At 67.9% G+C, this 18,964-nt stretch carries 19 protein-coding genes and 1 other RNA gene; 16 read left to right on the top strand and 4 right to left on the bottom strand.

Annotation, left to right across the window (positions count from 1 at the left end; translation table 11 throughout):
• The first annotated feature begins 24 nt into the window (after positions 1-24).
• The 8 genes from FBR43_RS09240 to FBR43_RS09205 all read left to right on the top strand — a co-directional run bounded on the left by FBR43_RS09240 (position 25) and on the right by FBR43_RS09205 (position 10,197).
• Entirely contained in the window at positions 25-1,062 is a 1,038-nt protein-coding gene (locus FBR43_RS09240) for an AAA family ATPase (RefSeq protein WP_136944122.1), read from the top strand.
• A gap of 17 nt (positions 1,063-1,079) precedes the next feature.
• The gene (locus FBR43_RS09235) at positions 1,080-1,922 is read left to right on the top strand and encodes an XrtA system polysaccharide deacetylase (protein ID WP_136944121.1); all 843 of its coding nucleotides are present in this window, start codon (positions 1,080-1,082) and stop codon (positions 1,920-1,922) included.
• Entirely contained in the window at positions 1,919-2,977 is a 1,059-nt protein-coding gene (locus tag FBR43_RS09230) for a FemAB family XrtA/PEP-CTERM system-associated protein (protein ID WP_136942872.1), read from the top strand. The genes FBR43_RS09235 and FBR43_RS09230 overlap by 4 nt, the downstream gene beginning before the upstream one ends.
• Positions 2,974-4,152: a TIGR03087 family PEP-CTERM/XrtA system glycosyltransferase gene (locus FBR43_RS09225; protein ID WP_136942871.1), complete on the top strand. Its 1,179-nt coding sequence runs from the start codon at positions 2,974-2,976 to the stop codon at positions 4,150-4,152. The genes FBR43_RS09230 and FBR43_RS09225 overlap by 4 nt, the downstream gene beginning before the upstream one ends.
• On the top strand, positions 4,149-5,687 hold the full coding sequence (xrtA, locus tag FBR43_RS09220; RefSeq protein WP_136942870.1) for an exosortase A: 1,539 nt from the start codon (positions 4,149-4,151) through the stop codon (positions 5,685-5,687). Before FBR43_RS09225 ends, xrtA begins: the two co-directional genes overlap by 4 nt.
• 7 nt (positions 5,688-5,694) lie before the next feature.
• Positions 5,695-7,578, top strand: a complete 1,884-nt coding sequence (locus FBR43_RS09215) for an XrtA/PEP-CTERM system amidotransferase (protein WP_136942869.1) — start codon at positions 5,695-5,697, stop codon at positions 7,576-7,578.
• Between the two features lie 100 nt (positions 7,579-7,678).
• The gene (locus FBR43_RS09210; protein ID WP_136942868.1) at positions 7,679-8,887 is read left to right on the top strand and encodes a saccharopine dehydrogenase family protein; all 1,209 of its coding nucleotides are present in this window, start codon (positions 7,679-7,681) and stop codon (positions 8,885-8,887) included.
• Between the two features lie 131 nt (positions 8,888-9,018).
• Positions 9,019-10,197, top strand: coding sequence for a carboxynorspermidine decarboxylase (locus FBR43_RS09205; protein WP_136942867.1), 1,179 nt, complete (start codon positions 9,019-9,021; stop codon positions 10,195-10,197).
• 63 nt (positions 10,198-10,260) lie between these two features.
• Here the strand turns inward: FBR43_RS09205 and FBR43_RS09200 are convergent, their stop codons facing one another.
• Positions 10,261-11,493: a type III PLP-dependent enzyme domain-containing protein gene (locus tag FBR43_RS09200; RefSeq protein WP_136942866.1), complete on the bottom strand. Its 1,233-nt coding sequence runs from the start codon at positions 11,491-11,493 to the stop codon at positions 10,261-10,263.
• A 203-nt stretch (positions 11,494-11,696) separates the two neighbouring features.
• Here FBR43_RS09200 and FBR43_RS09195 point away from each other — a divergent pair, with 203 nt between their 5' ends.
• Together FBR43_RS09195 and FBR43_RS16170 are read left to right on the top strand one after the other, a co-directional pair.
• Positions 11,697-12,608 (top strand): threonine ammonia-lyase, encoded by a 912-nt coding sequence (locus FBR43_RS09195; RefSeq protein WP_249276658.1) that lies wholly within the window; start codon positions 11,697-11,699, stop codon positions 12,606-12,608.
• A 36-nt stretch (positions 12,609-12,644) separates the two neighbouring features.
• On the top strand, positions 12,645-12,815 hold the full coding sequence (locus FBR43_RS16170; protein WP_169542559.1) for a hypothetical protein: 171 nt from the start codon (positions 12,645-12,647) through the stop codon (positions 12,813-12,815).
• Between the two features lie 14 nt (positions 12,816-12,829).
• Here FBR43_RS16170 and FBR43_RS09190 read toward each other — a convergent pair whose 3' ends face one another.
• Entirely contained in the window at positions 12,830-13,486 is a 657-nt protein-coding gene (locus FBR43_RS09190; protein ID WP_136942864.1) for an alpha/beta hydrolase, read from the bottom strand.
• Between the two features lie 107 nt (positions 13,487-13,593).
• Between FBR43_RS09190 and FBR43_RS09185 the strand changes: the two genes are divergently transcribed.
• The 6 genes from FBR43_RS09185 (at position 13,594) to ffs (ending at position 18,269) form a co-directional block, all read left to right on the top strand.
• Entirely contained in the window at positions 13,594-14,700 is a 1,107-nt protein-coding gene (locus tag FBR43_RS09185) for a cysteine desulfurase family protein (protein WP_136942863.1), read from the top strand.
• Positions 14,697-15,791 (top strand): cysteine desulfurase family protein, encoded by a 1,095-nt coding sequence (locus FBR43_RS09180; protein WP_136942862.1) that lies wholly within the window; start codon positions 14,697-14,699, stop codon positions 15,789-15,791. Before FBR43_RS09185 ends, FBR43_RS09180 begins: the two co-directional genes overlap by 4 nt.
• Entirely contained in the window at positions 15,788-16,123 is a 336-nt protein-coding gene (locus FBR43_RS09175; protein ID WP_136942861.1) for a 2Fe-2S iron-sulfur cluster-binding protein, read from the top strand. The genes FBR43_RS09180 and FBR43_RS09175 overlap by 4 nt, the downstream gene beginning before the upstream one ends.
• The gene (gene bla, locus FBR43_RS09170; protein ID WP_136942860.1) at positions 16,123-16,980 is read left to right on the top strand and encodes a class A beta-lactamase; all 858 of its coding nucleotides are present in this window, start codon (positions 16,123-16,125) and stop codon (positions 16,978-16,980) included. Before FBR43_RS09175 ends, bla begins: the two co-directional genes overlap by 1 nt.
• 67 nt (positions 16,981-17,047) lie before the next feature.
• Complete coding sequence (locus FBR43_RS09165; protein ID WP_136942859.1) at positions 17,048-18,127, top strand: catalase family protein; 1,080 nt, start codon at positions 17,048-17,050, stop codon at positions 18,125-18,127.
• A 46-nt stretch (positions 18,128-18,173) separates the two neighbouring features.
• Positions 18,174-18,269, top strand: an RNA gene (gene ffs / locus FBR43_RS09160) — signal recognition particle sRNA small type.
• Between the two features lie 7 nt (positions 18,270-18,276).
• Here ffs and FBR43_RS09155 read toward each other — a convergent pair.
• Both FBR43_RS09155 and FBR43_RS09150 read right to left on the bottom strand, forming a co-directional pair.
• Positions 18,277-18,558: a cupin domain-containing protein gene (locus tag FBR43_RS09155; RefSeq protein WP_249276521.1), complete on the bottom strand. Its 282-nt coding sequence runs from the start codon at positions 18,556-18,558 to the stop codon at positions 18,277-18,279.
• Positions 18,555-18,899: a hypothetical protein gene (locus FBR43_RS09150; RefSeq protein ID WP_136942858.1), complete on the bottom strand. Its 345-nt coding sequence runs from the start codon at positions 18,897-18,899 to the stop codon at positions 18,555-18,557. The genes FBR43_RS09155 and FBR43_RS09150 overlap by 4 nt, the downstream gene beginning before the upstream one ends.
• Positions 18,900-18,964: the final 65 nt, after the last annotated feature.

The raw sequence follows: 18,964 nt of genomic DNA, 5'->3' as shown, positions 1-18,964 counted from the left end.
CGGGCCAACCCGCCGGAGACGATGATGTACGATCAACATTACGGATTGCGCGGCCGGCCATTCCAGCTGACGCCCGATCCCGATTTCTGGTTCGATACCGCCACGCACCGCAAGGCGATGGCGTATCTGGGCTATGGCCTGAGCCAGGGCGAGGGCTTCATCGTCATCACCGGCGATCCGGGGGCGGGCAAGACCACGCTTGTCGGCCATCTGATGGCCGAGATCGACGCCACGCGCCTGCACGTCATCCGCATCGTATCGACGCAGATCGCCGCGTCCGATCTTCTGGCGCTGGTGGCGGCCGGGCTCGGTGTCGAAGGCGGCCGGATGGGCAAGGCGCAGCTGCTGTCGGCAATCGAGCGCGGGCTGCACGCCGTCGCGCGATCGGGCAAGCGCACGCTGCTGATCGTCGACGAGGCGCAGTCGCTGCCTGTCGACAGCCTCGAAGAGCTGCGCATGCTCTCCAACTTCCAGGCCGGCGGCTATCCGCTTTTGCAGATCTTTCTGCTCGGCCAGCCCGAGTTCCGCCAGGTGCTGCAAGGCGCCGGCAGCCTCGAACAGTTGCGCCAGCGCGTGATCGCTATGCATCATCTCGAGCCGATGGGGATCGAGGAAGTCGAGCCCTATCTCATCCACCGCCTGAGCGTGGTCGGCTGGGAAGGGCGGCCCGACTTCGATCTCGACGCGATCGCCGCGATGCATGGCTGGTCAGGCGGCGTGCCGCGCCGGCTCAACCTGCTGGCGAGCCGGGTGATGCTGCACGGCGCGCTCGAGAGCATCGAGCATTTCACGCGGGCTGATGTCGAAGCCGTCATGGCCGATATCGACGCCGACATGGCCGATCGCGGCGATCCCGTCGCGACGCCGATTGCGGCCGAAGAGCCTGCACCGCGCGGCTATGCGCCCTTGCCGGTCGATCATGCGCTGCACGGCCGCGTCGCCGAGCTCGAAGCGCGGCTCGTCGAGCAGGACGCAGCACTTCGGCGCGTATTGACGCTGCTGGTCGACTGGGTCGAAGGCGATACACGCAACGAGGCGGCCGAAGTGCGCGGCGCCGCCTGATCCGGGAGGGCGGCGTGATACGAAACGGCCTTTCGGTCGATGTCGAGGACTGGTTCCAGGTCGGCGCGTTCGAGCATGTCATTGATCGCGACGACTGGGAGTCGCTCGACCAGCGCGTGGCGGCGAACACGCACCGCGTGCTCGACCTGTTTGCCGAGGCCGATGTGCGTGCCACCTTCTTCACGCTTGGCTGGGTGGCGCATCGCAATCCGTCATTAATGCGCCGCATCGCCGATGCCGGGCACGAGATCGCCAGCCATGGTTGGGATCACAAGCGCGTCTTCAACCTCACACCCGCGCAGTTCCGCGAGGATCTGGCGCAGGCGCGCCGCGCGCTGGAGGATGCCGGCGGGCAGGCGGTGACGGGCTATCGCGCCCCGAGCTTCTCGTTCGACAAGCGCACGCCCTGGGCACATGCCGTGCTGGCCGAGGCGGGCTACGCCTATTCCTCGAGCATCGCGCCGATCGCGCACGATCATTATGGCTGGCCCGATGCGCCACGCCAACTGTTCCGCCCGCTCGCCGATTCGCCGCTGGTCGAGTTTCCCGTCACCATCGCCAGCGTGCTCGGCCGCGAAGTGACGGCGGGCGGCGGTTTCTTCCGCCTGCTGCCCTCGTCGGTCGTCGAGCGCGCGATCGTGCGCGCCAACCGCGCCGATGCACATCCGGCGATGTTCTACTTCCACCCGTGGGAAATCGATCCCGCCCAGCCGCGCGTGCGGACGGCGCCGCTCAAGTCGCGTATTCGGCATTACAGCCGGCTTGGCGCGATGGCCGGCAAGCTCGCGAAGCTGGTGCGCCGCCATCAGTGGGATCGCGTCGACCGGATCATCGCCGACCATCACGCGACACCGGCATGAACGCGCCCGCACGCCTCGACTTGGCGATCCGCGCCGCCGGTCTTGCCGAGCCGGGCGAGGCTGCGCGGATCGAGGCGTTCGTCGCCGGGCATCCGGACGGCACGCCCTTCCACACGCCGCGCTGGCTGAACGCGGTCGCGCGGGGCTGCGGCCAGCCCGCACATATGCTGCTCGCCGAGCGCTGTGGCGCGCTGGTGGGGCTGGTGCCGCTTACCGCAATGCACTCGCCGCTGTTCGGCCGCGCGCTCGTCTCGTCGGGTTTCGGCGTCGATGGCGGCGTGCTCGCCGATGACTCTGCGACGGCGCAGACGCTCGCCACATCGGCCTGGGCGCTTGCCGAGCGGCTGAGTTGCCCGACGCTCGAACTGCGCGGCGGTGCAGAGCCAAGAGCGGGCTTCGACACCGATACCGACACCTATCTGGGCTTCGTCCGCGATCTCGCCGCCGATGACGATGCCGAATTGCTCGCCATTCCGCGCAAGCAGCGCGCCGAGGTGCGGCGCGCGCTGGGGTTCGACCTGAACGCCTCGATCGATGTCGATCCGTCGGATCATTACGCCGTCTATGCCGAATCGGTGCGCAATCTGGGCACGCCGGTATTCCCCGCCAAATTGTTCCGCGCGGTGCTCGCGGCATTTGGCGACGATGCCGATATCCTGACGGTGCGCCATAAGGGGCGGGCGGTGGCGAGCGTGCTCAGCCTCTACTGGCGCGGCACCGTGATGCCCTATTGGGGCGGCGGCACCGCCGAAGCGCGCGGCTTGCGCGCAAACGACGCGATGTATTTCGCGCTGATGCGCCACGCGCGCACGCGTGGCTGCACCCGTTTCGATTTCGGGCGATCGAAAGCCGGCACGGGTGCTGCGGCGTTCAAGAAGAATTGGGGGTTCGAGCCTTCGCCCCGCGCGTACCACACGCGCGTCGCGCAGAGTGAAGCGAAGCGCAGCGTCAATCCGCTCGATCCGCGCTATGCCGCGCGTGTGGCATTATGGCAGAAGCTGCCGCTGCCCATCGCCAACCGGCTGGGACCGTGGATCGCGAAGGGGCTGGGATGAGCGGCGACGACATCCTTTTCCTCGCGCATCGCACGCCGTTTCCGCCCGATCGCGGCGACAAGATCCGCAGCTTCAACCTTCTGCGCTTCCTCGCGCAGCGCGCGCGCGTGCATCTGCTTAGCTTCGCCGACAGCGCCGACGACATGGGGCATGACGCCGCGCTCGGCGAGCTGTGCGCCAGCCATCGCATCCTGTGGCGTGGAAAGTCGCGGCTGCGCGGGCTGGGTGAGGCGCTGGTAAGCGGGCGCCCCGTTTCGCTCACCAGCTTCGCCGACCCGGCGATGCACCGCGCAGCGGGCGAGGTGATAGCGCGCGAGCGGATCGGCGCGATCTTCGTGTTTTCGGGCCAGATGGCGCAATATGTGCCGGGCGACTGGCGGGGCCGGTTCGTCATGGACTTCTGCGATCTCGATTCGGCGAAGTTCGCGGGCTATGCCGCGCGCGCCACGCCACTGCTGCGCGTGCTGCTGAAGCGCGAGGCGCACCGGCTGGGCCTCTTCGAGCGCGCCGTCGCCGCGCGTGCCGATGCCAGCCTGTTCGTGAGCGCCGCCGAAGCCGCGCTGTTCGACGGGCCGCGCGTGCAGGTGATCGAGAACGGCATCGACTCCGCTCGTTTCGACCCCGCCGCCGCGCCGCCGTCCGAGCGCGGGGCGGCGGCGCAAATCGTGTTCACCGGACAGATGGATTACCCGCCCAATGTCGAGGCCGTCCGCTGGTTCGCCGACGAGGTGCTGCCGCGGATCGATGGCGCCCATTTCGCGATCGTCGGTCGCGCGCCGGTTCCCGAGGTACGGGTGCTGGCAGGCGACCGCGTGACGGTGACTGGCGCGGTGCCCGACACGCGCGGCTGGATTGCTGGAGCCGATGTGGTGGTGGCACCGCTGCGCCACGCACGCGGCATCCAGAACAAGGTGCTCGAGGCGATGGCGATGGCACGGCCCGTGGTGGCGAGCGCCGAGGCGGCCGAGGGGATCGACCATGGCGGCACCATCGCGGTGGCGTACGATGCGGAGAGCTTCGCCGATCGCGTCGCCACGCTGATTGGCGATCGCGCGGCGGCCGATGCAATGGGCAAGGCGGCGCGCGCGCGCGTGCTGGCGCGCTATGGCTGGGATGCGCGGCTTGCCCGGCTGGCGCCGCTGCTCGGCCTCGACGATGCGCGGGCGGCGGCATGACGATCGCGCTCGATCATCGCGAGTTCAGCGCCGCGCGTGCCGACCTCGCCGGCTGGCGGCGGCATGCGCTGTGGCTCGCCGCGGCATGGGCGGCGATCCTGCTCGTGTTCCGCGCCGATGCAGGCGACCTCGCCGGCATCTACTGGAACTCGACGACCTTCGGCCATTGCCTGTTCGTGCTGCCGATCGTCGGCTGGCTCGTATGGCAGCGCCGGGCCGACCTTCCGGCCGTGCCCGTCGCGGCCTGGGCGCCGGCGCTGGCGATCGTGGCGGGCGGGGCGTTCGTCTGGTTCGCAGGCGCGGTGGCGGGGGTTGCGCTCGCGCGGCACCTCGGGCTCGTGCTGATGCTGCAGGGCGCGGTGGTGACGCTGCTGGGCATACAGGCGACGCGCGCGCTGCTCTTCCCCATCGCCTATCTGCTGTTCCTTGTTCCGTTCGGCGAGTTCCTCGAGGCGCCGTTGCAGGACTTCACCGTCACGCTGATGATGCCGCTGCTGCACGTGGTCAGGATACCGGCACAGGTCGACGGCGTGCTCATCACCACGCCGGCGGGCTATTTCGAGGTGGCCGAGGCATGTTCGGGCGCCAAGTTCGTCATCGCCATGCTCGCCTATGGCGTGCTCGCGGCGAATGTCTGCTTCGTCTCGTGGCGCCGTCGCCTGGGCTTCCTGGGAATCGCGATCGTCATTCCGATGCTGGCGAACGTGCTGCGCGCCTGGGGCACGATCGTCGCGGCCGAGCTCACCTCGGTCGAGGCGGCGACGGGTCTCGATCACATCGTCTATGGCTGGGTGTTCTTCGCCTTGGTGATGGCGATGGTGCTGGCGGCCGGCTGGCGCTGGTTCGATCGCGATCCCGATGCGTCGTGGTTCGATCCGACGCGCCTCCAGTCGCCGGTGCGTGGGCGCATTGACGCGGGGCTAGCGCTCGCGGCGATCCTGATGATCGCAGGCGGTGCGGCGGGCGCCGCGCACGCGATCGCCGAGCGACACGCGACGCTGCCCGCAAGGATCGATTTGCCGCAGGTGCCCGGCTGGACGCGCGTGGCCGTCGATACGCAGGCGCCGTTCGTGCCCAATTATCCGGGCGCCGATCATTTCGTCTATGGCCGCTATGCCGATGATCGCGGCGTCCGCGTCGATCTCGCCGTCGCGCTTTATGGCGCACAGCACGAAGGCAAGGAAATGGTGGGCTTCGGCATCGGCCCGATCGCCGAGAACGACCGCTGGATCCGCATCGACGATCTGCCCCCGCTGATGGGCGGCGCGGCGCTGCGCATGACGCATGCCGGCCCGGTGAACCGCGAAACCGTGACGTGGAATCATATCGGCGCTATCGTGACCGGCGACCCGCAAAGGGTGAAGCTGGAGACGCTGCGCGTGAAATTGCTGAGGGGCGATCAAGCCGGCGTGGCGGTGGTGATGTCGGCGGTGCAGGCACCCGGCATCGACACGCGCGCCGCGATCCGCCGCTTTCTCGTGGCGGCAGGCGGGATAGAGACGATCGCCGACGGCGTGACCGGCACCGCGAAGTGACGGCGCCATGTGCGGCATAGCCGGGCTGTTCTATCCCGGCACGCCCAAGCCCATCGAACCCGGCCGCGTCGCGGCGATGACCGACGCGCTGGCGCATCGCGGGCCTGACGGATCGGGCATCTGGACCGCGCAAGGCGTGGGGCTCGGGCATCGCCGCCTGTCGATCATTGATCTCGCCGGCGGGCGCCAGCCGATGGCGAGCGACGATGGCGCCGTCACGGTGAGCTTCAACGGCGAGATCTATAATTTCGCCGAACTGCGCGCCGAGCTCGAGGCCAAGGGCGCACGGTTCCGTACCCACAGCGACACCGAAGTGCTGCTCCACGGCTGGCGCGCCTGGGGCACTGACATGCTGGCGCGGCTCAACGGCATGTTCGCCTTCGCGCTGCACGATGCGAGCCGCCAGTGCCTGTTCCTGGCGCGCGACCGGATGGGGGTGAAGCCGCTCCATTATGCCGAACTTGCCGACGGCGCGCTGGCTTTCGCTTCCGAGCTCAAGGGCTTGCTGGCGCATCCGCTGCTGCGGCGCGAACTCGATCTGCGCGCGGTCGAGGATTTCATGGGGCTGGGCTACGTCCCCGACGATGCGTGCATCGTGCAGGGCGTGCGCAAGCTGCCCGCCGGGCATTTCCTGCTCGTCGAGCGCGGTCGTCCGGTGCCGGCGCCCATATGCTGGTGGGATGTCGATTTCTCGCGGCGCGCCAACGGCAAGCCTGCCGATCTGGCCGCCGAGCTTACCGATCATCTGCGCACCGCGGTGCGATCGCGCATGGTCGCCGACGTGCCGCTCGGCGCGTTTCTTTCGGGCGGCGTCGATTCGTCGGCGGTCGTGGCGCTGATGGCCGAGGCGAGCGGGCGCGCGGTGAACACCTGCACCATCGGCTTCGACGAGGCGGGGCATGACGAGCGTGGCCATGCGCAGGCCGTGGCCGATCGCTTCGCCACCGATCATCGCACGCGCGTAGTCGCGGCCGACGATTTCGCGCTGATCGACCGGTTGGTCGAAGCCTTCGACGAGCCTTTCGCCGACGCTTCCGCGCTAGCCACCTGGCGCGTGTGCGAACTGGCGCGCGAGCAGGTGACGGTGGCGCTCTCGGGTGACGGCGCCGACGAGGCTTTTGCCGGCTATCGCCGCTATCGCTTCCACGCTGCCGAGGAGCGCGTGCGCGGGATGTTGCCGGCACCGCTGCGCCGTGCGGCGGGCATCGCCGGCGCGCTCTATCCAAAAGCCGACTGGGCGCCGCGTCCGCTGCGCGCCAAGACGACACTGCTCGCACTCGCCGACGACGGTGCGGCGGCCTATGCGCGCGCGGTAGGCGTAACGCTGCCGTCGACGCGCCTCGCGCTCTACAACGATGCCATGTGCCGCGCGATCGGCGAGCATCGCGCCGAAGATCGCTATCTGGCCGCGATGGCCGACGCGCCTGCGCGTGACGGGCTCGACGCCGCACAATATGCCGATTTTCGTCACTGGCTGCCTGGCGACATCCTGACCAAGGCCGATCGCACGTCGATGGGCGTAGGACTGGAAGCGCGCGAGCCGCTGCTCGACTATCGGCTGGTCGAATTCGCCGCGACGCTGCCATCTTCGCTGCGCATCCGAAGCGGGCAGGGCAAGTGGCTGATGAAGAAGGCGCTGGAGCCCTATCTGCCGCACGACATTCTCTATCGCCCGAAAAAGGGGTTCGTCACACCGATCAGCGCGTGGTTCCGCGGCAGCCTGGCCGGCGAGGCGCAGGCGCTGACGCGATCATCACGGCTGGCGCAATGGTTCGAGCCGCGCGCGCTCGCGGCGCTGGCCGACGATCACCGCCTGGGCCGCGCCGAGCATGGCCGCACCTTGTGGCAATTGCTGATGCTCGAGAAAAGCGTAGCACGCATCTTCGGCTGATCGCGCCGTCATGCGCGCGTCATGCGCCATCGCCACCTTTGCATCGTGGGCACCCATCCCATATGGGCGCTGTTCGGATTTCCATGCGAAAGGCTTTGGCGTGAACGATGTTCTGGTGATCGGCGCGGGCGGTGTCTCCTCGGTCGCGGTGCACAAGATGGCGAAGAACCCCGACCTGTTCGGCAAGGTCACGCTCGCCAGCCGCCGCCGGTTCAAGTGCGATGCGATCGCCAAATCGGTGCACGAGCGCTTCGGTGTCGAGATCGCGACTGCCGAAGTCGATGCCGACGATGTCGATGCGACGGCGCGGTTGATCGATCAGGTGAAGCCGAAGCTGCTCGTCAATCTGGCGCTGCCCTATCAGGACCTCAACCTGATGGAGGCGTGCCTCAAGACCGGCGTCGACTATCTCGACACCGCCAATTACGAGCCGCGCGACGAGGCGAAGTTCGAATATGGCTGGCAATGGGCGTATCAGGACCGCTTTAAGGCCGCCGGCCTGATGGCGCTGCTCGGCTCGGGTTTCGATCCGGGCGTCACCAGCGTGTTCGCGATGCACATCAAGAAGCATCTGCTCCAGACGATCGAGACGCTCGACATCCTTGATTGCAACGGCGGCGACCATGGCCAGCATTTCGCCACCAACTTCAATCCCGAGATCAACATCCGCGAGGTGACCGCGCCCGCGCGGCATTGGGAGAACGGCCAGTGGGTGGAAACGCCTGCGCTCAGCGAGCGGCAGGTGTTCATCTTCGATCAGGTCGGCGCGAAGAACATGTACCTCATGTATCACGAGGAGCTCGAAAGCCTCGTGAAGTTCATTCCCGAGCTTCAGCGCGCACGCTTCTGGATGACGTTTGGCGAGCAGTATCTCACGCATCTGCGCGTGCTCGAGAATGTCGGCATGACATCGATCGAGCCGGTGCTGTACGAAGGCCGCGAGGTCATTCCGCTTCAGTTCCTCAAGGCCGTGCTGCCAGAACCTTCGACGCTGGGCGAGACGACCAAGGGCAAGACCAACATCGGCGACATCGCCACCGGCCGCACTGCCGAGGGCGAGCAGAAGACCTTCTACGTCTACAATGTCTGCGACCATGAGGACGCCTATGCCGAGACGGGCAACCAGGCGGTGAGCTACACCACTGGCGTGCCCGCGATGATCGGCGCCGCTTTGATGCTCAACGGCACATGGCGCGGCGAGGGGGTGTTCAACATCGAGCAGCTCGATCCCGATCCCTTCATGGCGATGCTCAACAAGCATGGCCTGCCATGGCAGGTGAAGGAACTGCCCGAGCCGCTGCGCTTCTGACGGGCACGAAGGACCGTCACTCCAGCGAGAGCTGGGGTCTCGCGCCGCAGCCACTTTCCCAAGCAGGAGACCCCAGCGCTCGCTGGGGTGACGCGACAATGAAGCCAGACGATACCCGCGCCGCCCCCCCCATGACCACCAAGTCGGGCGGGGCGGGCGCATTCTCGCGGTTCGACCTGTCGCGCGTGCCGAGCCCCTGCTTCGTGATCGACAAGGCCGCCATCGAGCGCAATCTGGCGATCCTCGCCGATGTGCGCGACCGCGCCGGCATCAAGCTGCTGCTGGCGCTCAAGGCGTTCTCGATGTGGTCGCTCGGCGACCTGGTCGGACGCTATCTCGACGGCACCGCCACGTCGGGGCTGTGGGAAGCGCGGCTCGCGAAAGCGCATTATCACGGCGAGGTCGCCACCTTCTGCGCTGGGTACAAGGCCGGCGACCTGGCCGAGGTGTGCGCGCTTTCGGACCATGTAATTTTCAATTCGCCGTCGCAGATCAGGCGTTTCCGGCGCGAACTTGCAGCCGCGCGCGATGCCGGCGAGCGGTTCGATATCGGTCTGCGCCTCAATCCCATGCATGCCGAGGGCGAGGTGGCGAAATATGATCCCGCGCAACCGCATTCGCGCCTCGGCCATCCCGCCGACCAGCTAACCGCCGCCGACCTCGAAGGCGTGACGGGCCTCCATTTCCATTCGCTGTGCGAACAGGATTTCCCGCCGCTCCGACGCACTTGGGAAGCGCTGGCGCCGCGCGTGGCGCCTTATCTCAACCGTCTCGAATGGCTCAATCTCGGCGGCGGCCATCACATCACTCGCGCCGACTATCAGCGCGACGACCTCGTGGCGTTCCTCAGGGATTTGCGCGAAGCCACTGGTCTCGAAGTATATCTCGAACCCGGCGAGGCGATCGCCTTCGATGCCGGCGTTCTCGTAGGCGAAGTGCTCGACGTCATCGACAACGGCATGCCCGTCGCCATCGTCGATATCTCGGCGACGTGCCACATGCCCGACGTGATCGAGGCGCCCTATCGTCCCGCGATGATCGGCGAGATGCCCGAGGGCGAAGGCGTGGCGGTGCGCCTCGGCGGCCCGTCATGCTTGGCGGGCGACATCATCGGCGACTATCGCTTTGGGGAGCTGCCCGTGCCCGGCCAGCGCATCGCGTTCCTCGATCAGGCGCATTATTCGATGGTCAAGACCACCACCTTCAACGGCGTCCCGCTACCAGCCATCGCGCTATGGGACAGCCGCGACGACAGCCTCGAGATCGTGCGCGAGTTCGGCTGGGAGAGTTTTCGCGACCGGCTATCCTGATCGCGGGCGTGGCAATCGAAACAGGGCGGCGGGAGCATCCGCGCTCCCGCCGCCCTATTCGTATCAGCGACGCGCGCCGAGCTGGACGACGTTGCCGCTATCGGCCTCGTCCTCGTCGGCGCCATATAGCGACGCCATCGGCTCGTCCTCGACGACGATCAGAGCATCGGTGCCGAAGCCGTTGAACGCGGTGCGCATCGCGCAGCCATAGGCACCCAGCATACCGACCTCGACATAGTCGCCGGCGACGATGTCGGCGGGCAGATCGAACGGACCCGCCATGTGGTCGAGATCGTCGCAGGTAGGGCCGTAGAAGCTGAAGCCGATGTCGCGCGCGCGGCTTTCGGGCTCGCGCAACAGCGTGACGGGAAAGCGCCAGCCGACATGCGCGGCGTCGAACAGCGCGCCATAGGCACCGTCGTTGATGTACAGCTCGTCGCCACGGCGCTTCTCGACGCGCACGATCAGCGAGCTGTACTCGGCGCACAGCGCGCGGCCGGGTTCGGCCCACAATTCAGCCGAATAGCTGATCGGCAGCGATTCGAACGCGCGGTGGATCGTCTCGAAATAGCGCTCGAGCGGGGGCGGCTCCATGCCGGGATAGGCCGATGGAAAACCGCCGCCCACATCGACGACGTCGACCGTCACCGCCGCCTCGACGATGGCGAGGCGCACGCGCTCCATCGCCTGCGCATAGGCATCGGGCGACATCGCCTGGCTGCCGACATGGAAGCAGATGCCGAGCGCATCGGCGGCCTGGCGCGCGGCGAACAGCAATTCCTTGGTCTCACCCGGACCCGCGCCGAACTTCGATGCGAGGCTGAGCTTCGACAAGTCCGACGATACGCGGATGCGCACGCAAAGCGTCAGGTCGTCGGCCGCCTTGGTGGCGCGGACGATCTTTTCGAGCTCCTCGATCGTATCGAGCGAGAAGGTGCGCACGCCGTGCGTGAAATAGGCCTCTGCGATCGCTTCCTCGGCCTTGACCGGGTGCATGAAGCAAAGCGTGGCTTCGGGCAGTTCGCGCGCGACCAGCCGGACCTCGCCGATCGAGGCGACGTCGTAATGCGTGATCCCGCTATCCCATAGGATGTGCAGCAGCTCGGGCGACGGGTTCGCCTTCACCGCATACATCGACCGGCCCGGAAACTTCTCGACGAAGAAACGGGCCGCACGACTCGCGGCGTGCGGGCGTACCAGCGTTACCGGCTGGACAGGCTGCGTTGCTTGTACGACGGCAATAGCGTCGGAAAAGGGGGCGGTTGCTAGCCCCAGCGCGCGATGATGCTTGGCCAATTCAAGGGACCTCCAATTGCCTTTCGGCATACGGTGACAAAAGCTGCCTTGCGGTTGGAAGTCCCATGGGGCAGCGGGGGGTGCACATAGGGTCCGGCCCCCCTGGTGTAAAGCGATTCTGCGGGTTTTTTCGACGGCCAGGGTGATTTGTGACGATTTTGCGACAGCCAACCCGGGCCGGCGTCCGCGACGCCGCGGCGAAGATCGCAGCAGTGCTGCCGCCATCGCCATTGTTCGTCCATCCACTTGGGGGCGTTGCCGTCGCTTTCAAGGCCGAATGCCTCCAGCCCGTCGGCGCGTTCAAGCTGCGGGGCGCGTGGCATCGGCTGACGGCGATCGCGGCGGACGAGCGTGCGCGCGGCGTCGTCGCCTTCTCGTCAGGCAATCATGCGCAGGGCGTCGCATGGGCTGCCAAGCGGCTGGGGATGCCCGCGGTGATCGTGATGCCCGCCGATGCGCCGCGCGTAAAGCGCGACGCGACGCTGGCGCTGGGAGCCGAGGTCGTGAGCTATGACCGCATGACCGAGAATCGCGAAAAGATCGCCGCGCATCTCGCGCATGCGCGCGGCGCAGTGCTGGTGCCGAGCTTCGACGATGCGTGGGTGATCGAAGGCCAGGGCAGCGCCGCGATCGAAGCGGTGCAGCAGATGGAAAGCGCCGGGCTCGGCGCGCCGCTGCGGATCGTCGTGCCATGCGGCGGCGGCGGGCTGGCGGCAGGCTGCGCGCTCGCCGTGCCCGACGCCGAAATCGTCGTCGTCGAGCCCGAGGGGTGGGACGACATGCGTCGCAGCCTCGAGGCCGGATGGATCGAGCCGGTGGCGCCCGAGCCGCCGCCTACCGCGTGCGACGCATTGCAGACGCTGCGCGTTGCCGAACGCACCTTCGAGGTGCTGGCACGACGCGACGCGCGCGGTGTGGCGGTTAGGGAGGACGAGATCGCGGCGGCACAGCGCTGGGCGGCGGCGGAACTGCGCGTCGTCGTCGAGCCCGGCGGCGCCGTTGCGCTGGCGGCGCTGCTGGCCGGCCGGATCGATCCGGCGCCCGGCACGCTCGTCATGCTGTCGGGCGGCAATACCGATCCGGCAGCCTATGCCCGCGTGCTGGCCGGTGGCTGAACATGTGCCTCGGCCCCAACAGCATCGAGGATTGCGATGACCGATAGCCCGCTTGCCGCTACGCTCCTGTCGATCGCGATGCTCGGCGTGCTTGCGCTGCTGGTTGGCGCGACGCTGCTCTGGCGCGGGGGCGAACGGCAGAAACCGCTGCTGATGGTGGCCGCAGCGGTCGTCACCTTCCTCAACGTGCTGATCTGGAGCGTCTGACGCCGATCAGGCCGTCAACGGATCGGCGAATTGGGGTCGAGCCGCATGTCCAGATACTTGTCCACGCTGCCCATCAGCTGCGGCATCTCGTGCTCGAAGAAATGGTTGGCGCCGGGGATGGTGTCATGATGGATGGTGATGTGCTTTTGCGTACGCAGCTTGTCGACCAGCTTCTGCGTGGCGCTGGGCGTCACCACCTCGTCGGCGTCGCCCTGGATGATGATGCCCGAGGAGGGGCAGGGGGCCAGGAAGGTGAAATCATACATGTTCGCCGGCGGCGCGATCGAGATGAAGCCGCGGATTTCGGGGCGGCGCATCAACAGCTGCATGCCGATCCATGCGCCGAAGCTGACGCCGGCGATCCATGTCGTCTGCGCTTCGGGATGGAAGCTCTGCACCCAGTCGAGCGCGGAGGCGGCATCGGACAATTCGCCCACGCCATTGTCGAACACGCCCTGGCTCTTGCCGACGCCCCGGAAATTGAAACGCAGCGTGGCGAAGCCGCGCCGCTGGAAGGTCTTGTAGAGCTCCTGCACGATGCGGTTGTTCATCGTGCCGCCCGATTGGGGGTGCGGATGCAGGATCATCGCGACGGGTGCGCGCGGGCGCGGGGCAGGCGCGAACCGCCCTTCGAGGCGACCTTCGGGGCCGGGAAAGATCACTTCGGGCATCGGCGAACCTGTTCGACAAAAGGAGTTGGGTCGCGGATGGCGCGACGCGGCGTGCGGGCTATATAAGCGCCTTGGATAGCGACGCAACGCGCCAGACGGGAGCTGCCTTGTCCGACCGCATCAATCTGGATCATGCCGCGACGACGCCGGTAGTGCCCGCCGCGGCAGAAGCCATGGCGGCGGCGCTCGCCAGCTGGGCCAATCCCTCGTCGCCGCATGCCGAGGGGCGCGCGGCACGCGCCGCGATCGAGCGCGCGCGTGCGCGCATCGCCGCCGCCTATGGCTGGGATGGCGAAGTGATCCTGACTAGCGGCGCTACCGAGGCGATCGAGATCGCCTGCCGTCGCGCGCAGGTTGCAGGCCGCATGGCATCGGCCGTCGAGCACGACGCCGTGCTGCGCGCGCTTCCCGATGCGCCGCGGATCGAAGTGGATGGTGACGGCGTAATCGATCTGGCTGCGCTCGAGGCGGCGCTCGCCAAGGCAGAGACGCCCGCGCTGGTGGCGGTGCAATGGGGCAACAACGAAACGGGCGTGCTCCAGCCGATCGCCGCTGTCGCCGCGATGGTGCATCGGGCGGGCGGACTGCTGCTGGTCGATGCCGCGCAGATGCCCGTTGGCTGGGACGATGAGGATTTGCCGCAGGATCATGCCGATTTCATCAGCGTCTCGGGCCACAAGCGCGGCGGGCCGCCGGGCATCGGCGCGCTGCTGGTGCGCGATCTGGCGATGCTGCTGCCATCGGGCGGGCAGGAGCGCGGCTATCGCGGCGGCACCGAGAATGTGCCGGGTGCCGCAGGCTTCCAGGCCGCGCTCGATTCACCCGAGGATCTGCCCTACATGGCCGAACTGCGCGAGCGGCTCGATGCGGCGATCGCCGAGGCGGGCGGCGAACGGATCGCGCCCGATGCCGAGCGGCGCACGCCCTTGATTGCCAGCTATCGCATGCCCGGCGTCGCCGCCGCGACGCAGCTCATCCGCTTCGATCTCGCGGGGATCGCGGTATCGGCGGGCGCCGCATGCTCGTCGGGATCGATGCGGCCGAGCCATGTACTCGCGCGGATGGGCATCGGCTCGGCCGAGGCGGCACAGGTGGTGCGCGTCAGCTTCGGCCGCGCAACGGGCAAGGACGATATCGACCGCTTTGTAGAGACGTGGCGCGCCATCGCCGCTGATGTCGCAGCGCAGACGATGACCGACGACCTGACCGAATGACCTATCTCGATTATCAGGCGACCACGCCGCTCGCACCCGAGGCGCTGGCGGCGATGCTGCCCTGGCTCGAACGCGGCCATGCCAATCCGCATTCGGCACATGCCCCAGGCCGCGCGGCGAAGGCCGCGATCGAGGTAGCGCGCGACTGGATTGAGGCGCTGCTTCCCGTTGGCGGTCGGCTGGCCTTCACCGGCGGCGCGACCGAAGCGATCAACTGGGCGATCCGCGGCAGCACCGGCGCGATCGTGACCTTCGCGACCGAACATGCCGCAGTCCTTGATACCGTCGAGGCCGAGCATGTCCGCGGCCGGGCCGTCACGGTGCTCCCCGTCGGGGCCGATGGGCTGATCGATCTCGATGCCGCGGAGCGCGCGATAGGCCCCGGCACCGCGCTGGTTGCGGCGATGCTGGTGAACAACGAGATCGGCGTGATCCAGCCCGTCGGTGCGCTGGCGAGGCTCGCGCACGAGGCCGGCGCGTTGATGTTGTGCGATGCGGTGCAGGGCTATGGCCGCGTGCCAATTCCCGACGAGGTCGATCTGGTCGCGCTTTCGGCGCACAAGCTGCACGGACCCAAAGGCGTAGGCGCCCTGTGGCGGCGCGACGGCGTTGCGCTCGCGCCGCTGCTGCACGGCGGCAATCAGGAGGATGGTCGATCGGGCACGCTCAGCCCGGCTCTGTGCGCGGGCTTCGGCGCGGCAGCACGGCTGATGCAGGAACGCGCCGACGACGACGCCGCGCATGTCGAAGCGCTGTGGACTGCAGCGTGTGCGACGCTGGTTGAAGGGCGGGGCTGGACGCTCAACGGAGCGGCGTCGCCACGCTATCGCGGCAACCTGAATCTCCGCCGTGCCGGGCTCGATGTCGCGCGTCTGATGTCCGAATGCCGCGACATCGCCTTCTCGGCCGGATCCGCCTGTGCCAGCGGATCGGGGCGCGCGAGCCATGTGCTGCGCGCAATCGGCCTTTCGGACGGCGACGCGCGATCGAGCATCCGCATCGGCTTCGGTCGCTATACGCGGATCGACGAACTCGCCGCCGCGCTCGCGCGTATCGATGCGGCTGCACGCGCGCAGCGGATCGCGGCATGATCCGCATACGCTTCGTCAGCGCCGATGGCGGCGAGGTGCGCGAGGTCACAGCGCCCGAGGGCGAGCGCCTGCTCGATGTCGCGCAGGCCGATGGCCAGCCGCTCGAAGGTACGTGCGAGGGGCAGATGGCGTGCTCGACCTGCCACGTCATAATTTCATCCGAGGACTTCGACCGGCTGCCGCCCGCCAGCGAGGAGGAGGAGGACATGCTCGACCTTGCCGCCGGCGCCACGCGCACCAGCCGGCTCGCGTGTCAGATCGTCCTCGATACCGCGCTCGACGGGATGACCGTCCGCATCCCCGCCGAACGCCGCGACATGCTGGGGCGGTGATGCCCGACCGGCGCATGATGATCGCGGGCGCGCTTGCGGCAATGCTCGCGCCGCGCGTCTCGGCACGACAGGCCGATGGCGCGCTCGAGGCGTTGCGCCGTCGCGCCGACGTGCGGCTGGGGCTCGCGGTGCATGATACCGGCACGGGGCGGCGGCTCACGATCGACGGGATGGGCCGTTATGCGATGTGCTCGACCTTCAAGGCACCGCTCGCAGCGGCTGTGCTCGCGCGCGTCGATGCTGGTCGCTTGCGGCTCGACCAGCCGGTGCGCTTCGGCGACGGCGATCTGCTCGACTATGCGCCGGCAGTGCGCGCACGCCGCGCCGAAGGGCGGATGACGGTCGCCGAACTGTGCGAGGCCGCGGTCGTATTGAGCGACAACAGCGCGGCCAATCTGCTGCTCCCGCTGATCGGTGGGCCCGCGGGCCTCACGCGCTGGTTTCGCAGCATGGGCGACGGCGTGTCGCGGCTCGATCGCACCGAGCCGACGTTCAACGACGTGCGCGGCGACGAGACGCGCGACACGACTTCGTCGCTGGCGATGGCCGCAACGCTCGAGCGGATGCTTGTCGGCGATGTCTTGTCCTCCGCGTCACGTGCGCGACGGATCGAATGGATGGTCGCCAGCCGCACCGGCGCGTCGCGCCTGCGTGCCGGCCTGCCTGCCGACTGGCGCGCCGGCGACAAGACGGGGACGAGCGGCGACGGCTGGTTCAACGACATCGCGATCATCTGGCCGCCGCAGCGAAAGCCCATCGTGGTAGCCTGTTATCTCGATGCACCGGGGGCCGACACTGCGGTCGCCGATGCCGTGCACGCCGATATCGGCGCGCAGATCGGGCATCTGTTCGCCTGACGTTGCGCCGAACCGGAACCTGTCACGATTGCAGCGGTTCGCGCAGTGTCGTCCGCAGGGGATCATCATGGCCACGCCCGTACCATTCACATCCGATGTCGAGCAGGTCGCTGCCGACGAGGCCCAAACCATCGACGCGCTGATCGCGCAGTTCGATCGCATTCTGGAAACCACATCGCAGGATTACGGGCGGGCGGTGCGTGCGGTCCATGCCAAGGCGCATGGATTGATCGAGGCGCGGATGACCGTGGCCAAAGCGCTGCCACCCGAACTGGCGCAGGGCATGTTCGCGCAGCCGGGGGACTACGCCGCGCTGCTGCGCTTCTCGACCAATGCAGGCGATATATTGGACGACGCGGTGGCGCTGCCGCGCGGTGTGGCGATGAAGGTGCAGGGTGTCGGGGGCGTGCGGCTGGCCGGATCCGAAGATGCCGATGTGCAGGATTTCGTATTCGCTGACGCGCCGGTATTTGCGGCGGCCGATCCTGCGGCGTTCCTGAACACGCTCAAGCTGCTGGCGGCCACCACCGATCGCGGCGAAGGCGCCAAGAAGCTGTTGTCGAAGACGTTGCAGGGTGTGGGTACCGCGCTCGAAAGCGTAGGGCTCGAACGCGGGATGCTGAAGCAATTGGGCGGCGCCCCACAGACGCATCCGTTGGGTCAAACCTATTGGAGCCAGACGCCCTATCGGTTCGGCGACCATATCGCGAAATGGCAACTCGTGCCGGTATCACCCGCGCTGGTTTCGCTCGGCGGCGTCCGGATCGATCTCGAGGGCCGCGACGATGCGTTGCGCGAAGAGGTCGATGCGGCGGCGCGTGCACATGGCGGCGCGTGGGAATTGCGCGTGCAATTGTGCACCGATCTGGACACGATGCCGATCGAGGATGCCACCGTGGAATGGGACGCCCGGCAAAGCCCCTTCCAGACCGTGGCGCGGATCGAGGCGATCCCACAGCCGGCGTGGAATGCGGAAATTGCCGAGCGTGAGGCGCAGATCGCCTTTGGTCCGTGGCAGGCGATTGCAGCGCATCAGCCGCTTGGCGGCATCAATCGCGCGCGTCGCGATCCATACAGGCATTCGGCGGGATTCCGGCGCCGGTTCAACGGCTGCCCTGCGCATCGACTGGCAATGGTACAGGGCTGACCGCCCGCAACGGTTGCGCCGCGACGCAAGGCGCGCCATATGGCCAGCGGGAGTCGGGCGGGCGTAGCCGTCGCCAACCCGGTCAGGTCCGGAAGGAAGCAGCCGCAACGATTTTGCTGCGGGTCGTCCCGGCTCCCACCTCCAAGCCGTCAGTCGCCGAAATGCACGGCCAGCCAGATCGTTTCGCGGTCGGTGGCGGTGTGGGTCACCCAGTGGCGCGCGCCACCCGGGATAAGCAGATGATCGCCCGGCATCAACATGTGTTCGGCGTTGTCCCCGATCCGCAGCCGAGCCTCGCCCGCGACGATCAGCACCCATTCGTCATGCGCTTGCAGGTGCGGACGATCGGGCGGCATGACATCGCCCCGCGAAACGATGCGTTCGATTCGCACACCGGGCCGTGCCAGCAGCGTTTCGAACGCTTCGCTCACGCCGGCCGCTCGCCAAGCCGGTGCAGCCACGCCTGCGCCTGTTTGGGCTCGCCGACGGCGTGGGTGGGCACCGGTCCGCGCGCCGCTCGAAACTCGCGGTCGAGTGCGAACGGCTCGAGCCCGAGCCGGGCGCGCATTGTGTCGATTGTGCGGGCAAGTTCGTCCAGTTGCGCGATCACCGGTGCGATCCGGGCGCGGGCGCCACGATCCTGCTGGTGATCGAACAGGCCCCACCGTCCTTTGGCAGTATTGTGCAGCGCGGCAATCAGGGCCTCGCGATACTCCTGTTCGAGTTCGACGCGCTGCGTATCGAGACGCTCGAGGCGGTCGGCCTTTGCCATCGCGTTCGTGTAGCCGCTGCCCGGACGCGGTCAACTCGCGGCCCCTCGATGTGCCCCTTCGACTT

Origin of the sequence: Sphingomonas baiyangensis (assembly GCF_005144715.1) — a bacterium.
GTDB lineage: Bacteria > Pseudomonadota > Alphaproteobacteria > Sphingomonadales > Sphingomonadaceae > Sphingomonas > Sphingomonas baiyangensis.
The sequence above is the reverse complement of the archived record's forward strand: the minus strand, read 5'-3'. Positions and strand labels throughout refer to the sequence as shown.

Excerpts from the sequence above, each read along its gene's own strand:
- FBR43_RS09240 (WP_136944122.1), top strand. The coding sequence starts at position 25 with ATGTACGATCAACATTACGGATTGCGCGGCCGGCCATTCCAGCTGACG.
- FBR43_RS09230 (WP_136942872.1), top strand. The coding sequence starts at position 1,919 with ATGAACGCGCCCGCACGCCTCGACTTGGCGATCCGCGCCGCCGGTCTT.
- FBR43_RS09225 (WP_136942871.1), top strand. The coding sequence starts at position 2,974 with ATGAGCGGCGACGACATCCTTTTCCTCGCGCATCGCACGCCGTTTCCG.
- xrtA (WP_136942870.1), top strand. The coding sequence starts at position 4,149 with ATGACGATCGCGCTCGATCATCGCGAGTTCAGCGCCGCGCGTGCCGAC.
- FBR43_RS09215 (WP_136942869.1), top strand. The coding sequence starts at position 5,695 with ATGTGCGGCATAGCCGGGCTGTTCTATCCCGGCACGCCCAAGCCCATC.
- FBR43_RS09205 (WP_136942867.1), top strand. The coding sequence starts at position 9,019 with ATGACCACCAAGTCGGGCGGGGCGGGCGCATTCTCGCGGTTCGACCTG.
- FBR43_RS16170 (WP_169542559.1), top strand. The coding sequence starts at position 12,645 with ATGACCGATAGCCCGCTTGCCGCTACGCTCCTGTCGATCGCGATGCTC.
- FBR43_RS09190 (WP_136942864.1), bottom strand. The coding sequence starts at position 13,486 with ATGCCCGAAGTGATCTTTCCCGGCCCCGAAGGTCGCCTCGAAGGGCGG.
- FBR43_RS09180 (WP_136942862.1), top strand. The coding sequence starts at position 14,697 with ATGACCTATCTCGATTATCAGGCGACCACGCCGCTCGCACCCGAGGCG.
- FBR43_RS09175 (WP_136942861.1), top strand. The coding sequence starts at position 15,788 with ATGATCCGCATACGCTTCGTCAGCGCCGATGGCGGCGAGGTGCGCGAG.
- bla (WP_136942860.1), top strand. The coding sequence starts at position 16,123 with ATGCCCGACCGGCGCATGATGATCGCGGGCGCGCTTGCGGCAATGCTC.
- FBR43_RS09165 (WP_136942859.1), top strand. The coding sequence starts at position 17,048 with ATGGCCACGCCCGTACCATTCACATCCGATGTCGAGCAGGTCGCTGCC.
- FBR43_RS09150 (WP_136942858.1), bottom strand. The coding sequence starts at position 18,899 with ATGGCAAAGGCCGACCGCCTCGAGCGTCTCGATACGCAGCGCGTCGAA.